This is a genomic window from Microlunatus soli (assembly GCF_900105385.1).
GTDB classification, from domain to species: domain Bacteria; phylum Actinomycetota; class Actinomycetes; order Propionibacteriales; family Propionibacteriaceae; genus Microlunatus; species Microlunatus soli.
In genome coordinates this window covers 2395095-2408421 of record NZ_LT629772.1, presented here as the reverse complement: position 1 = coordinate 2408421, position 13327 = coordinate 2395095, and the positions used below count along the sequence as shown (strand labels likewise).

The 13327-nt window shown below is 67.1% G+C and carries 13 protein-coding genes and 1 tRNA gene; 5 read left to right on the top strand and 9 right to left on the bottom strand.

Annotated features, from left to right (window positions below; all coding sequences use genetic code 11):
- The first annotated feature begins 58 nt into the window (after positions 1–58).
- On the top strand, positions 59–1084 hold the full coding sequence (locus BLU38_RS11125) for a type IV toxin-antitoxin system AbiEi family antitoxin domain-containing protein (RefSeq protein WP_331715074.1): 1026 nt from the start codon (positions 59–61) through the stop codon (positions 1082–1084).
- Positions 1085–1129: 45 nt separating this feature from the next.
- On the opposite strand, the gene BLU38_RS11120 is transcribed toward BLU38_RS11125, so the two are convergent.
- From BLU38_RS11120 to BLU38_RS11110, 3 genes are all read right to left on the bottom strand, one after another.
- Complete coding sequence (locus BLU38_RS11120) at positions 1130–1873, bottom strand: alpha/beta hydrolase (RefSeq protein WP_157683380.1); 744 nt, start codon at positions 1871–1873, stop codon at positions 1130–1132.
- Positions 1874–2160: 287 nt separating this feature from the next.
- Positions 2161–2234: transfer RNA gene (locus tag BLU38_RS11115), tRNA-Pro, on the bottom strand.
- 77 nt (positions 2235–2311) lie between these two features.
- A complete protein-coding gene (locus BLU38_RS11110) occupies positions 2312–3244 on the bottom strand; it encodes a metallophosphoesterase (RefSeq protein ID WP_091524449.1) in 933 nt (310 codons plus the stop codon).
- A gap of 162 nt (positions 3245–3406) precedes the next feature.
- Between BLU38_RS11110 and BLU38_RS11105 the strand changes: the two genes are divergently transcribed.
- Positions 3407–3874 carry a GatB/YqeY domain-containing protein gene (locus BLU38_RS11105; protein WP_091524445.1) on the top strand — a complete coding sequence of 156 codons (468 nt, stop codon included), beginning with the start codon at positions 3407–3409 and terminating at the stop codon, positions 3872–3874.
- Between the two features lie 127 nt (positions 3875–4001).
- On the opposite strand, the gene BLU38_RS11100 is transcribed toward BLU38_RS11105, so the two are convergent.
- Positions 4002–6461: a transglycosylase domain-containing protein gene (locus BLU38_RS11100; RefSeq protein WP_172836117.1), complete on the bottom strand. Its 2460-nt coding sequence runs from the start codon at positions 6459–6461 to the stop codon at positions 4002–4004.
- 244 nt (positions 6462–6705) lie between these two features.
- Here BLU38_RS11100 and BLU38_RS11095 point away from each other — a divergent pair, with 244 nt between their 5' ends.
- Positions 6706–7017 (top strand): WhiB family transcriptional regulator, encoded by a 312-nt coding sequence (locus tag BLU38_RS11095; protein ID WP_091532270.1) that lies wholly within the window; start codon positions 6706–6708, stop codon positions 7015–7017.
- Positions 7018–7122: 105 nt separating this feature from the next.
- Here BLU38_RS11095 and BLU38_RS11090 read toward each other — a convergent pair whose 3' ends face one another.
- The 5 genes from BLU38_RS11090 to BLU38_RS11070 all read right to left on the bottom strand — a co-directional run bounded on the left by BLU38_RS11090 (position 7123) and on the right by BLU38_RS11070 (position 12550).
- The gene (locus tag BLU38_RS11090) at positions 7123–8253 is read right to left on the bottom strand and encodes an ArsA family ATPase (protein ID WP_091524436.1); all 1131 of its coding nucleotides are present in this window, start codon (positions 8251–8253) and stop codon (positions 7123–7125) included.
- A complete protein-coding gene (locus tag BLU38_RS11085) occupies positions 8250–9257 on the bottom strand; it encodes an ArsA family ATPase (protein WP_091524433.1) in 1008 nt (335 codons plus the stop codon). Before BLU38_RS11085 ends, BLU38_RS11090 begins: the two co-directional genes overlap by 4 nt.
- A gap of 16 nt (positions 9258–9273) precedes the next feature.
- Entirely contained in the window at positions 9274–9951 is a 678-nt protein-coding gene (gene npdG / locus BLU38_RS11080; RefSeq protein WP_091524429.1) for an NADPH-dependent F420 reductase, read from the bottom strand.
- A 74-nt stretch (positions 9952–10025) separates the two neighbouring features.
- Positions 10026–11801 (bottom strand): hypothetical protein, encoded by a 1776-nt coding sequence (locus BLU38_RS11075; protein ID WP_091524425.1) that lies wholly within the window; start codon positions 11799–11801, stop codon positions 10026–10028.
- Positions 11801–12550, bottom strand: coding sequence for a hypothetical protein (locus tag BLU38_RS11070; RefSeq protein WP_091524421.1), 750 nt, complete (start codon positions 12548–12550; stop codon positions 11801–11803). Before BLU38_RS11070 ends, BLU38_RS11075 begins: the two co-directional genes overlap by 1 nt.
- A gap of 134 nt (positions 12551–12684) precedes the next feature.
- On the opposite strand from BLU38_RS11070, the gene BLU38_RS11065 reads away from it, so the two are divergent.
- Complete coding sequence (locus BLU38_RS11065; protein WP_091524417.1) at positions 12685–12867, top strand: DUF4177 domain-containing protein; 183 nt, start codon at positions 12685–12687, stop codon at positions 12865–12867.
- A complete protein-coding gene (locus BLU38_RS11060; RefSeq protein ID WP_091524414.1) occupies positions 12864–13325 on the top strand; it encodes a RidA family protein in 462 nt (153 codons plus the stop codon). The genes BLU38_RS11065 and BLU38_RS11060 overlap by 4 nt, the downstream gene beginning before the upstream one ends.
- Positions 13326–13327 lie beyond the last annotated feature (2 nt).

Here is a 13327-nt window from a genome sequence, read left to right as displayed (position 1 = left end):
ATCCACGGTTCGACATCGGACCGAGGATCACCCAATCCCTGCGGGCTTATCCACAGATGTGCCTGCTGGTGGCCCGAGCTGGGTGTGGGTCGGCGACGATCAGTGGAGGCGGGCACGAGTAGAGCCGAGTGAGGAGCTGCGTCGATTGGCAAAGCTGCAGGCCGGCGTGCTGACCAGGGAGCAGGCGATCGGGCACGGTTTTGGTGCGCCGAGCCTGCGGCGGTTGGTCCGTGACGGGCACTGGCAGCGGCTCGCGCGCGGCGTCTACCTGACCAGCCCGCTGAAACCCGATTGGACAGCAAATGCCTGGGCCGGCGTGCTGATCGGCGGCGACCAGGCCCGTCTCGGCGGACTCGCCGCGGCGTACCAGGAGAGACTCACCGAACCACCTGACGAGCTGTTGGTACTGGTCCCTCACACCATCCAGCGAGAGAACATGCCGCCCTGGATGTTTCGTCGGGAGCGCACCGAGGTCCGACGACCGATGTCCCTCGGCAGCCCGCCGCGCAGCAGGGTGGAAGACACCATCCTCGACCTGTGCGATCCGGATTTTCCCGGCTCGGACCTGCGGACGCCGGCGGACTGGATCGCCGATGCTGTGCAGAAGCGGCTGACGACGACGGCGCGGCTGCGGCGCGTGCTCGCCGGACGTCGGAAGGTGCCGCGTCGCCGATTGCTGGAGTCGTTGCTCGACGATGTGGGCGCCGGCGCCCAAAGCCGTCTTGAGCTGACCTACCTCAATGACGTCGAGCGCCCGCATGGGCTCCCTCGCGGGACCCGGCAGCGATCGACGCGCAACCGGGTCGGGCGATCATTCCAGGACGTGCGATACGAGGACTACGGTGTGATCGCCGAGTTGGACGGGGTCAGCACCCATGCCGGGGCGAACAGTTTCCGTGACATGCGACGGGACAATGCTGCTCTGCTCGATGGTGCGGTCACGTTGCGTTACGGCCGGCACGACCTGTTCACCGATCCGTGTGGTGTCGCATGGCAGGTGGGCGAACTACTGATCGGTCGAGGATGGCAGGGCATGGTGACCAGCTGCCTGCGCTGCCGGGACCGCCGGTCTGCTTCTGGGTGATTGCCGGTGTGACGTCGAACCGAGGATCACCCAAAGATGCTGAAGCTACAGCCAGCCCAGCTCGTCGAGCCAGGTCGCGCAGAGGTCCTTCCACTGCGCGACTGCCGGTTCCTCCTCGTCGGCAAGGCCGAGGCCGTGTCGACCGTGCCGGAAGACGTGGCCCTCGAAAGGGACTCCGGCGACTGCGAGCGCAGTCATCAGCTCCAGCGAATGCAGGGCGGGGACGCCCTCGTCGTCGCTGGTGGTCCAGATGTAGAGCGGCGGCACGTCCTCGGTGACCCGGGTGCTGGGGGAGAGGTCGGCGAGCAGTTCGGCGCTCGGTTCGTGCAGCAGGTTGCGGGTCGTGCCGATGTGCAGGTTGGGGATCCGACCCGCCAGCGATTCGCGCAGATCGGTCACCGGGTAGCAGAGGATGGCCGCGTCGGGTCGACCGGCGAAGCTGCGCGGATCGGTACCCATCACATCGTCGGTGTCGGTGGCCAGCATGCCGGCCAGATGCCCACCGGCAGAAAAGCCGAGCACGCCGAGATGGTCGTGCTCGACCGCCAACTCGGTGCGCCCGGTCCGCAGCAGGTGGAGCGCCTCGCGGCCGTCGTGCAGCGCCGCCGGATGCACCGCCTCGCCGACGGTGTACCGCAACACGGCGGCGTGCAGACCCAGAGTGTTCAACCACAGCGCGACCGGTTCGCCCTCATGGGCAGCCAGATGCGCATACCCGCCGCCGGGCAGCACGAGCACCGTCGGCCGTTCCTCGGAGTCGACGGGGTAGCAGGTCAGATCCAGGGCCATGGTCGCCAATCCTCGCACCCGCTCCGGCGCCGTCGACACCGGCACGACCGATCGACATCCGGCCCGACACCCAGATCGACGGCGAGGTCGGCAGCCAGGTCCACGGTCAGGAGGGGATCTTTGGACACTCGGCCGGTTTTCGGTGGTGGAGATCGATGATGGGCGGCGATTTGTGGACACTCGCCCGGTTCTCGCGCCGGTCCGATGCCGGTCGGCCGCCGCCGAGCTTCGAATGGGTACGAACAGAACGGGCCCTGACCATTGCTGGTCAGGGCCGTCTGTGTGGGTCGGGGTGACAGGATTTGAACCTGCGACTTCTTCGTCCCGAACGAAGCGCGCTACCAAGCTGCGCCACACCCCGGTGGCTCTGATCAACAGAGCCTCGGAGAGTTTAGCCCAAAGACGGCGGGCAGGACGAATCGGTTCGGATGAGGGTCGTCAGGGCCGTCGAGCGACGAGGGTCATCAGGGTGGCCTCGGGCCGGCAGGCGAACCGGATCGGTGCGTACGGCGAGGTCCCGACCCCGGCAGAGACGTGCAGGTAGGCGCGTCGGCGGCCCGCCTCGTGGGTGGACAGCCCCTTGGCCTTGAAGGGGTCGAGATCGCAGTTGGAGACCAGCGCGCCGTAGCCCGGGACGCAGACCTGACCACCGTGGGTGTGGCCGGCGACGATCAGGTCCATCCCGTCGGCGGTCATCGCATCCAGCAGCCGCCGGTAGGGAGCGTGGGTGACGCCGATCGACACCGCAGCGCCCGGATCGGCAGGGCCGGCGATCCTGTCGTAGCGGTCCAACTCCAGGTGGGCGTCGTTGGTGCCGCGGAACTCGATCTCGGTGCCGCCGATGTTCAGCCGGGTCCGGGCCTCGGTCAGCTCGACCCAGCCGGACTCGGCGAACACCTTCTGCAGCCGGTCCCAGGGCAGTTGGGTGCCGGCCGGTCGTGGTGTGTGCTGGCGCTTCTTCAGGTAGCGCAGTGGATTCTTCGGCTTGGGGCCGAAGTAATCGTTGGAGCCCCAGACGAAGACGCCGGGCGTCTCCAGCAGCCGTCCCAGGGCGGTGGTCACATAGGGCACCGCATCCGGATGGCCGAGATTGTCGCCGGTGTTGATCACCAGGTCGGGTTCGAGACCGGCCAGCCGGGCCAGCCAGCGTTGTTTGGCCTGCTGGTACGGCGTCAGGTGCAGATCGGAGATGTGCAGCACCCGGATCGGGGCGGCACCGGCCGGCAGCACCGGGATCTCGACCCGGCGGAGAGTGAACGCCCGCACCTCGTACAGGCTCGCGTAGGCGACACATCCGACGCCGATGCCGGCGACCGTACCGACTCCGGCGGCGATCCGTCCGAGGACACGGCGGGCGGGTCGATCTGGCATGCCTGCAGGCTACCCGACCGTGCTCGGCGGACCCGTCTGCCGGTTCGCGCCCGGCACTGCATCCGACGGGCCCTGAGCTTGTCGGAGGGTGTGATCTCGGGCCACTGGCTCGCGGTCCTTCGACAGGCTCAGGACGGTCGCCGAACATGGAAAGATGGCGGCATGTCTGACACCGATCTGCTGACCCGGCTGCGGGGCGATCTGACGACCGCCCTGAAGGCCAGGGACCAGCTGCGAGCCAACACCATCCGGAGCGTGCTGACGGCGGTAAGCCGGGCGGAGACCTCGGGTTCCGAGGCGACCGAACTCACCGACGATCAGGTCCGTGACGTGGTGATCACCGAGGCGAAGAAGCGGCGCGAATCCGCCGAGGCCTTCCGCGGAGCAGATCGCGCGGAGCTGGCAGACAAGGAGGACGCGGAGGGTGCGGTGCTGGCCGAGTATCTCCCGGCGGCGTTGTCCACAGAGGAGATCAGCAGCATCGTCGCCGAGGCGATCGACAAGACCGGTGCTGCCGAGCTCGGCATGCGGGGAATGGGCAAGGTGATGGGCGTGGTCACCGCACAGACCAAGGGCCGCGCGGACGGCAAGGCCGTGGCCGACGAGGTCAAACGCCAACTGAGTTCCTGAACGCCGCCGTCCGCGGGTGACACTGCAGGGGACAACGAACGGGTGACAACGAAACAGCCGCACCGGATCTCTCCGGTGCGGCTGTTTGCATGGTCCGCCGTGCCGGGCTCGGGCCCGGCCGGATCGGTCAGTTGTTCTTCTTCTTTTTCTTCTTGCCGCCGTCGTCGGACTTCTTTTTCTTGCCGCCGTCACCGTCGTCGGACTTCTTCTTTTTCTTCTTGCTCGTGTCGTTGTCCGAGGAGTCGGAACCGCCGGACTTCTGCTTCTTCGTCACCTTCGGCTTCGGCGCCGGACCGGCGGAGAAGACGGCGTAGATCGTGCTGAACTTGGGCAACTCGCCGCCGTACTGGGAGAAGCCGATGAAGCTGCCTTGGGCGTAGTCGCTGTAGCGGGTGGTGTTGACGACGCTGAAGCCCGCTTCCTCCAACTTCTCCTGGCCCTTCGTCAACCCCATGCCGCTGACATCGGGCACCGCGACATTCTTCGACCCGGCGGTGTCGCTGTTCTTGTAGTTTCCGAACTTGCTCGGTTCGACCCCCTTCAGGGCCTTGGTCATCGCCGGTGACCAGATGCCGGACCCGGCGTCGCCGCCACCGGAGCCCTGAAGTGTCCGGTCGCTGTGCTTCATGTAGTAACCCTCGAGGCCACCGGGTCGGCGGTCGTGCTTCTTGTCCTTGAGGAACGGCTTCATCGTGACGTCCTCGGCAATGGACGCCACACCGGCCAGGTCCGGGGTGTAACCCGCAAACCAGACCGCCTGGTTGTCGTTGGTGGTACCGGTCTTGCCTGCCTGCGGACGACCGTCCGGGATCCGCGCCGGGACGCCGGTGCCGTTGCCCTCCATCACGCCCTGCAGGATCGAGTTGACGCCATCGGCGACGTCCTTGGAGATGACCCGCTTGCAGTTGCCGCTCGGCGGGTCGATCTTCTTGCCGTCGGCATTGGTGATCTTGTCGATGATGATCGGATCGCAGTGGATGCCACGGGCGGCGAAGGTGGCGTAGGCCTCGGCCAGGCTGAGCGGGGCCAGGTCGACGACACCGAGGGTCAGTGACGGAATGGCGCCGTAGGTCTTGACCAGATCCTGTCCGTTGGCCATCTTCACGCCGAGCCGGTCGGCCATCTTGGCGACCTTGCAGATGCCGATCGTGCGTTCCAGTTGCAGGAAGTAGGTGTTCACCGAACCCTTGGCTGCCCGGCGCATATCCATCACGCCGTTGACACCGGTGGAGTTCTTCGCGTTGTACGAACCGCCGAGCGGGAATGCGCCGTCGCAGCCCTTCCAGACCTTTCCGTTGCCGAATTGCATGCGGGGTTGGGCGTTGTAGGTCTTGGAAGGCGAAACACCTTCCTCCAGAGCGGCCGCAATGGTGATCGCCTTGAAGGTCGAGCCCGACTGGAAGCCACCGGAGCTACCGCCGAGATCCGAGGTGGCCGGATAGTCGTAGTAGGTCTCGCCTTTCTTGGCGTTGTCGCCCATCTTGTAGCGATTCTGCGCCATCCCGACGATCAGACCGGTGCCCGGTTGGATCATCGACATGGTGGAGATGATCGGTTCCTTGGGGTCGACGTACTTGGTGACCGCCTTCTGCGCCGCATCCTGGGTCTTGGGATCGATGGCGGTCTCGATGTCCAGACCGCCGCGCTTGATGGCATTTTCCCGGGCCTGCGGCGTCTTACCCAGCGACGGCAGTTTCAGCAGGCTCTTGTAGACGTAGTCGCAGAGGAACGGGTACTGGGCCGACAGGCAGCCGTTCGGGGTCCGCTTGACCTCGCTCTCGTCGAAGGTGGCCTTCTTGGCCTCGGCGAGCTGCTTGCTGGTGATCGAACCGACCTCGCTCATCCGGCTGAGCACGAAGTTGCGGCGGTTGATCGCCTGCTCCTCGTGGCGGACCGGATCGTTGTCCGGGCTCTGCACCAGACCGGCCAGCATCGCTGCCTCCGGCAGATCGAGCTCGTCGGCCGACTTGCTGAAGTAATGCCGGGCTGCCGCCTCGACACCGTAGGCGCCGTCGCCGTAGTAGGCGATGTTCAGGTAGCGCTCCAGGATCTGATCCTTGGAGAGCTTCTTCTCCAGCCCGATCGCGTACTTCAGCTCCTGGATCTTCCGGGCGTAACCGGCGGCGCCGGAGGCGGTCTGGGCGTCCTGGATGCCCTTCTCGTTGCCTGCCAGCTCGGCCTGCTGGATCCGGACCATCTTCACGTACTGCTGGGTGATCGACGAACCACCGCCGGTCACGTCACCCGAAGCGGTGTTGGACAGCAGCGCCCGCAGTGTGCCCTGCACGTCGAGTGCCCCGTGCTCGTAGAAGCGGTGGTCCTCGATGGCCAGCTGCGCCTTGCGCATCACCGGCGCGATGTCCTTCAGCTTCACGTAGGTGCGGTCCTGGTCGTAGAAGTAGGCCAGCACCTTGCCGTTGGCCATCGTGACCTTGGACTTGACCGGCTGCGGTGGGGTCTCCAATGCCTGCGGCAGGTCTTCCACGGTCTTCTGCGCGGCGCGTCCACCGACTCCGGCCATCGCTGCGACGGGCACCGCGAGACCGGCGACCAACAGTCCGGCAACCATGCTCACAACGAGGAACATCGCGGCTGAGTAGGCTACACTCCCCGCACGTTTGGGGCTGAAAGGCATGTGCTACAGGCTACGTGAGGTTGAGGGCGACACCGAATCGTCGTGTCGGTGGCGAAGGTTGCGAAAAAGTCTCGGCCCTTTAGCCCTAGTCAGCGCACGCCTTCGTTCGTACTATGCCTACACCGATCCGATGGGAATGCATCTTCAGGAGTTGGGCCTGGGGGTGTACGGACGGGAAGAAACTGGGGGTTTACGCATGACCGCGTTGTATCAAGAGGACTGGACCCTGAACGCGAAGTGTCGGGGTCTGGAGGACGCTCTCTTTCCGGAAGCCTCGGAACAGAAGCGTGCTCGGGGGGTCTGCGCCGGCTGTCCGGTCCGTTCCGAGTGCCTCGCCGAGGCGCTCGACAACAGGATCGAATGGGGAGTCTGGGGCGGAATGACCGAACGGGAACGGCGGCAGCTGCTGCGGCGGCACACCGACGTCCGCAGTTGGCGCACGTTGTTGGTCGATCAGAGGGGCGGCCAGGAATCAGGGATGAAGCGAGAATCAGGGATCAAGCGCTGATCGAATCGACGGGACGCCCGAGGATGCCGCTGGCATCGTCGGGCGTCGCCCGCCCCGGTTGAGCCGAATTCGGAACGATTCACCGGGTTAAATCGATTCGCCGGGTCAGAACGATTCGCCGAGCCGTCGCAGTGTTGCGAGATCGGTGACATCGGACGGCAGCGCCGGGACCCTGGTCATCGCGACGTCGGGGCGCGATGACGTGAATCGGTTCAGCAGCCGGTGTTCACGATCGATCATCCGCATCCGGTCGGCATGACGGCGCAACGCGGCCACCTCGGCGGCGTGGGAATCGCTGCCCTGATCGGCGGCCAGATCCTCGGCGAGTGCCAGCGCGCGGTCGGCGGAGATCTCCAGTTCGCTGGAGTGCGTCCGATTGACCACCAGACCGGACAGCGGCAGTCGCGACTCGGTCAGCCGGTCGACGAAGAAGCTCGCCTCGCGCAGCGCGTCCGGCTCGGGGGTGGCGACGACGACGAAGGTCGTCCGGTCCGAGCTGAGCAGCCGTAGCGTCTCGGTCGAGCGCGCCCGAAAACCACCGAACAACGTCTCGAACGCCGCCGCGAAGGTCTTCACGTCGGTGATGATCTGCGCGCCGAGCACCTTCTCCATCGCGGTGTAGGCGAAGTTGAAGCCGACACTCATCAACCGGAACGGGCCCTTGGCCGGCGTCAGCAGCAGCCGCAGGAACTTGCCGTCCAGCAGGCTGCTGATGTGTTCGGGGGCGTCCAGGAAGTCCAGCGCGGAGCGGGACGGTGGGGTGTCGACGATGATCAGATCCCAGCGGCCGTCGCTCTCGGCCTGGGCCGACAGCTGGCCGAGCTTCTCCATCGCCATGTATTCCTGGGTGCCGGAGAACGAGGTGGACAGCGCCTGGTAGAAGGGGTTGGCGAAGATCGCGTCGGCCTTCTCCGGCGTCGCATGCATCGCGACGACGTCGTCGAAGGTGCGCTTCATGTCCAGCATCATCGCGTCCAACGAGCCGCCGGCGCCGGTGTCGATGCCGGCCACCGGACGTGGCGTGTTGTCCAACCGTCCGACGCCGAGCGACTGTGCCAGCCGGCGGGCCGGGTCGATCGTCAGCACCACGGTCCTGCGGCCTGCCTCGGCCGCCCGCAGCGCCAGTGCCGCCGAGGTGGTGGTCTTGCCGACCCCGCCGGAACCGCAACAGATGATGATCTTGGTGTTCCGGTCGGCGATCACTGCGGACAGGTCGAGCGCCGCGTTGTCGATCATGCTCGAACCTCCCCGGAGAGTTGATCACGGAGTCGGGCCGCGATGCCGAACAGGGCGGCGGTATCGATGCCGAGCGGGTCCTGATCGATCTCCACGATCGGCAGCCTCAGTTCGTCCAGCCGCGAGCGGCGTTGATCCTCGTCGAGCATCCGCTGCGCGTCGACCGCGAACTCTGCTGCCAAAGCTTTGTTGTCCACCTCCGACAGTCCGGGGACCATGATCGGCAGCTCGCCCTGGACGGCTCGGACGAGTTGATCATGGTCCAGCGTGTTCGGGGTAGCCATGTTGGCGATCACGGCGCCGAGTTCGATCTTGGTCGGCCCGAGATCGGTGACCGCCTCACAGGTCTCGGTGATCGGCATGTCCTCCAGCAGAGTGACCAGGTGCACCACCGTGTGCTCCGAACGCAGCAGGGCGGTGATCGAGTCGGCCTGGCTGCGGATCGGGCCCATCTTGGCCAGATCGGCGACCGCTTCCGGGACGTTGAGGAACTTTGCGATCCGGCCGGTCGGCGGCGCGTCCAGCACCACCGCGTCGTACGGCTGGGGCAGGCCCTTGATCAACCGCCGAGCGACCTCGTACACCTTGCCGGTGAGCAACACGTCCTGCAGACCGGGCGCGATCGAGGTGGCGAAGTCCACCACACCGAATCGGTCCAGCGCCTTGCCGGCCAGCCCCAGGTGGTAGAAGGTCTCCAGGTATTCCATCAGCGCGTTCTCGGGGTCGATCGACAGTCCGTGAACGGTGCCGCCCGTCGGGGTACGGACCAACCGGCGTTCGCCGGCTCCGCGCAGTGGATCGGCGTCGAAGAGCTGCGAGATACCTTCCCGGCCCTCGACCTCGCAGACCAGCACCCGACGGCCCTCGGTCGCCAGCGCACAGGCCAGGGACGCGGCGATCGTCGTCTTGCCCGTCCCGCCCTTGCCGCTGACGATGTGCAGGGTGTGCTTCGGGCCGTTCGGCGGCGGCGGTTTCAACCAACCCGGTCGTGCCGGACTCTCCATGATCACTTTCCGCGGCTCAGACGTCGGTGATCCGCAGCCCGGCGTGGGCCTTGTAGCGACGGTTGATCGCAATCAGATTGGCGGTCAGCGCCTCGACCTGGGCAGCGTTGCGGAGCCGGCCGCCGTAGATCCCGCGCGCACCGGGGATCGCAGTTGCCAGCCGGTTGACGACCTCGACGGCCGCGCGATCCTCGCCGAGGACCAGGACATCGAGCTCGATCTGCTCGACCTCCGGATCGTCCAGCAGCGTCGAGCTGACGTGGTGGAATGCGGCGATGACGGTCGAGTCGGGGAGGATCTCCGCCGCCTCCTGGGCGCTCGATCCGGCCGGCACTGCGATCGCGTACGGGCCCTGTTTGTCAAAGCCCATCCGGTTGACACAGTCGACGACGATCTTGCCGGTCAGTTTGGGCGCCAGCTCGGTGAGCAGTGCGGCGTGTCCGTCGTAGGGGACGGCGACCACCACCAGGTCGGCGCCGGCCGCGTCGGCGTTGGCGGCTCCGGTGACCGATCCGACCGCCGCGTAGTCCGCGGCGACTGCCGCGGCCCGCTCGGCGTCGCGGGATCCGATGACCACCTGGTAGCCGGCCGCTGCGAAGCGTCGAGCCAGTCCGCGCCCCTGCGGACCGGTACCGCCGAGGATGCCGATCGAGCCGGGAAGTTGCGTGCCTGCCGCGGGGGCGTCATCCGTCATATGTTCGATGGTAGACGGGCGCCGCACGCGCTGTCCCTCGGATCAGCCCGCTGCGGTCCGGTCCGATCCCTGGCTCAACCCTGGCCGCCGCCGGTGCTGTCGTCGGTGATCCCCTGGGCGGCGCCGCTGGCGAGTTGGGCCGCGACGAGTGCGCGGCTGCGACCGCCGCCTTCTCCGCTCCCGCCCCCCGTCCCGCCGCCACCACCGCCGCCGCCACCGGCACCGCTGGGGCTGCTGCCGGTCGACGCGTAACGACGTCCACGCGGTTTGTCATTGCCGGTCGGACCGCCGCTGATGCCGCCGCTGCCGGAACCGGCAGAGCTTGTCGCCGAGCCGGAGCCCTTGGCTGCCGAGCCGCTGCCGGCGCCGGCGGCTCCGGCCGTCGCACGCGTCGCGGTGTCGGCGGCATCGCGACCGGCCTTCCCGAGCGAGCCGGCCGCCCCGGCTAGGCCCTGGGCCCCGCCGACGCCCTGGCTGCCGGAGGAGCCGGTCATCCCAGGGCCGCCCGATCCTGAGCTGCCTGAACCCGACCCGCGGCCGCCGCCGGCCCGCTGCGATCCGCCGGAGCCGGCACCGGACGCACCGGATCCCGAACCCAGCTGCGCCAGTCGACCGACCGCCCCGCCGACGGCGCCGCCGGCGGAGCCGCCGCCGGCCGATCGCGCACCGCTGGGCAACGCGGACAGTGCGGCGACGGTGGCCGCACCGCTGGCTGCTCCACCGGCGGCTCCGGCGGCCATCGGTGAGACGAAGCGGAGGATGGCCGGCAGCGCGAACACCGCCAGCACCATCAACATGACGCCGGTCAGCATCGCGATCAGGTCGTCGGTGGTCTGGGCGCTGTTGCCGAACAGCTTGAATGCGGCCGCGTACACGATCGCAGCGGCCGGTTTGTAGAGCAGGAAGCCGATCAACCAGGAGACGCATTTACGAAACCAGGTCTTGCCGTTCTCGGTATTGGTCGCCGACGCAGCGATCGGCAGCACGCCGGCCAAGATCACCAACATCCCGGACCGAGCGATCAGCAACACGATCTGGATCAGCGTCGACAACAACGCCAACAGCGCGATCAGGCCCATCACCAGCAGCGATGACACCGCACCGCCGACCCCGTCCGGATCGGAATGATTGTTCAGGTGCAGCAGCTTGGCGACGCTGGCCGGGAAGCAGTTGGCATCGGTCAACGAACAGTCCAACGCCCCGTCGATCACCCAGGCGGAGAACGAATCCGCGGCCTTGATCAGGATGCCGACCATCGACACACCGGCTCCGGACACCACGACCAGCGTGATCACGCTCTTCAACGTGTCCATCCCTGGCTGCAGGCGTTGCTCCCAGGCCATCCTGATGCCGCCGATGATCACCGACACGATGGCGGCTGCGGCCATGTACCACCACAACGAGGCCTGGATGTAGCCGGTGGCGCCGCCGACGCCCTGCGGTCCGGACGGCAGGACCAAAGCGACCAACGAGGATGCGCTGGAGATCATGATCACCGCACCGAGCACGATGCCGATCCGGCCGACCGCGGCAACACCCTCACCGGCGCGCATCCGGGTGGCGATCATGGCGCCGAGGATGATCACCGCAATGATCGCGATGGCGAATCCGATCCAACTCACGTAGCCGAGGACGGTCAGCACACTCTCGGCATCGGCGGCATGCCCCCGCGGTGCGACCTCTCCGCCACCGGTCAGATCCGGAGTCTTCACCTTGACCCACAGCGTCCCCAAGCTGGTCAGCGCCGGCGTCACCGAATCGATGAAGGCGTCGACCGATGACGTGATCTTGTCCACCAAGGCATCTGCGCTCGCTTCGGTCGCGTAGCAGATCGGCTTCGGATCACACATCAGGCGTCGCCCCAGGAGGTGTAGCCGGACAGATCGACCAGACGCGTGGCCTGCACCGACTCGGGGACGTCGCTGCTGAACCGCCAGTCGCCGCGCTGCCAGACCAGATCGAACATCACCGACGTCGTCATCGATCGCTGCGGAGTCGACACCCGCACCGCAAGATCGATCTTGGCGTGATCACCGTCGTAGGACAGCATCCGATAGCCGATGGTCTCGCTGCGGACCGACGGGTCGGCGGGGACGTACTCGCCGTCGAGTTGTCGGTCCCGGTAGCGACCCTCGGCCTGCATGTAGCGCGACCAGGCCCGGGACGCCTCCCTGCCGGTGTTGTTGAACGCCATCGAACCGGCAGCCGAGAACAGCGCGCCGCGAGGCGAGTGTTGGAAGCAGTAGCGGAAGCCGGCCGGCGAGGTCCGGCCGGGCCCGTAGTCGGGTCCGGACGGATAGGCGGCGACACCGTCGTACTTCCAGTCGGCCTTCGGTGCGGCGAACTCCGCTGGGTCGCGGACTGCGTCGGGCAGGCCGCAGACGCTGGCCCCGGAATCGATGCGTTGCCGGGCCGGAGTAGCGGGCCCGTTGTCGGTGCTCGGATCGGCGACGGCGGACGCCGTCGGGTCGGGTGTGGAAGTTGCTGTCGGCGGTCGGCCCGCCGCGGCGCTCGCGGCATCGTCGCGGCCGTCAGCGGACCGGACGACAACCACGACACCGAGCAGAACGACGACGGCGACCAAGGTCGCGGCGATCACAAAACCAGGCTTCGTCCAACGGCCCGATGAGGCTTGATCCACAACGGCTCCTTTCGTTGCCGTCAACGCTAGGAACTTCCGGCCGCGAACTGGCGAGGTTATCCACAGGCACAGGTCATCAGTAGGGTGAGCCCATGACGAAATGGGAGTACGTGACCGTGCCGGTGCTGGTGCATGCCACCAAGCAGATTCTGGACAACTGGGGCGCTGACGGGTGGGAACTCGTGCAGATCGTTCCGGGGATGAATGCAGAGAATCTCGTCGCCTATCTGAAGCGTCCGATCAGCGACGGTCAGGGGACCGGCGGTCAGGCATGACCGCATCGGCCGCGCTGACCGAACTGGGCCTGGAGTTGCCCCAGACGGCCGCGCCGATCGGTTCCTACCAACCGGCGGTCCGGCTCGGAGATCTGATCTACACCTCCGGTCAGTTGCCGTTGGTCCAGGGCGATCTCAGCACAGCCGGCAAGGTCGGTGCCGACGTCACGATCGAGGCTGCCACGGATGCCGCGCGGATCGCCGGGCTGAATGCGATCGCTGCGGTGGCCCAGGTCGCCGGCGGAGTCGACAAGATCGAACGGATCGTCAAGGTCGTCGTCTACGTCGCCAGTGCGACGGACTTCACCGCGCAACCGAAGGTCGCCAACGGAGCCAGCGATCTGTTCGCCGCGGTGTTCGGTGACGGCGGCGTTCACGCTCGCAGCGCGGTCGGCGTCTCGGTGCTGCCGCTCGATGCGCCGGTCGAGGTCGAGATCATCGCGCAGGTCACTTCTTGATC